Annotated in this window: 1 protein-coding gene; it reads left to right on the top strand. The window is 51.3% G+C overall.

What is annotated here, in order from left to right; genetic code table 11:
• Positions 1–232: 232 nt before the first annotated feature.
• A complete protein-coding gene (gene cbiD / locus ACTS3T_RS06650) occupies positions 233–1369 on the top strand; it encodes a cobalt-precorrin-5B (C(1))-methyltransferase CbiD (protein ID WP_377960244.1) in 1137 nt (378 codons plus the stop codon).
• The last annotated feature ends 237 nt before the right edge of the window (positions 1370–1606 follow it).

Raw genomic sequence — 1606 nt, forward strand, 5'->3', positions numbered from 1 at the left:
GGGGGGTGGGGAGAAGGGGGTGGGGGAGAGGGGGAGATAGGGGGAAGGTGTAGGCGATCGCCTGTTGCTGTAGAGGGGGTTGAGCTGTTGGATACTCTACCGCGCTAGCCTAACGCATCAGAGGCTATTGATAAATGTGCTGAATGCGCCAGACTATGGGGTTAAAGCAGCAAAGCAAAGCCAAAGCCTAAAAGCTTGTCTTCTAGTTTAACAACCTTACTATTGCTAAAATATGGCAGCCGATTTTGAAAAAGGAGCCACGCCAGCTAGAGCAGGGTATACGCTGCCCGTGTTTGCCTGTGCGGCGGCGATCGCTGCTTTGCGCTACTTGCAGAGCCAGTTGAGGACAGAAATTGTAGCGGTTGATTTGATCAATCCGGCGCAGAAAGCGGAAATTCCGGTTGAGCAGGTGGCGCAATTGCCAGATGGTTCAGCCTTGGCGGTAACGCGCAGCGATCCCGGTGACAACTTAGACCTAACTCGCCATACCCCGGTTTGGGCTGTGGTGCAATGGGCTAAACCCGCTCAGACAGAAGCGATCGCCTTAGCCGGGGGAGACGGCATCGGACGGCAACAGCAAACGGGGGAAGCAGCCATTTATGCTTATGCGCGGCAACTGTTTCAGGCGAATTTAGCACCACTGCTGGCGTCGAGACAAAAAATTCAGGTGACGATTATTTTACCTGCGGGTAAAGCCCTAGCAGAGCGAACCTCTAACGCTGCTTTTGGCATTGTTGAGGGTCTGTCATTGCTGGGAACTAGCGGCATTGCTCAACCGCTAAGTGCGCCGGGGCAGCTAGAAGCCTTTCGAGCCGAGCTACGACAGAAAGCACAAACTGACGACACGTTGGTTTTTTGCCTGGGTGAAAATGGGCTGAATTTGTCGCTACGGCTGGGAATTGCCGCTGATCGCAGAATTAAAACGGCTAACTGGCTAGGGCCGCTGCTGGTAGAAGCGGGGCTACAGGGGATTCAAGAAATTCTACTCTTTGGCTATCACGGCAAGCTGATCAAACTCGCAGGCGGCATTTTTCATACCCACCACCATGTTGCCGATGGCCGTCAGGAAATTTTGGCAGCTCACTGTGCCGCTCAGGGATTGCCCACGGCAACGACTCAAACAGTTTTGGCCAGTTCTACCGCAGAAGCGGCCTTGACGCACCTGAGACAGTTGGACAACGCCGATAAAACCGATTGGGTAAATGCAGTTTATAGCGCCATCGCTCAAACAATTGACCAGCGAACAGTCGCTTATATTCAAAAACAAGCCAATGTCTGCGTCACGATTGGTAGCGTCTTGTTTGATCGCGATCGCCAAATTTTGGTTAAAAGCAAACAGGGATCTCGGATCCTAGCGAAGATTTGCTAATCTAGTTAAAACATTTTTTTACATTTTCATGCGCAGTTTGCTGATGATTCCTGACATCAGCTTCTTTTTATACTCAGTTTCCGTAGTTTTGCTCACATCGCTTTTAACCCCACAGGGGATCTGTCCACAAAGTGCCCCTATTGAAAACCAGGCTGTTTGTAGGCAGATATTTGCTAATCCCTCGGCTCAGGTTGGCTCAACCTCGCCCACTCAATCGTTAAGATCCGTCGATTGAGC

This window comes from Almyronema sp. (assembly GCF_052168255.1).
GTDB classification, from domain to species: domain Bacteria; phylum Cyanobacteriota; class Cyanobacteriia; order Phormidesmidales; family Phormidesmidaceae; genus Sphaerothrix; species Sphaerothrix epifaneia.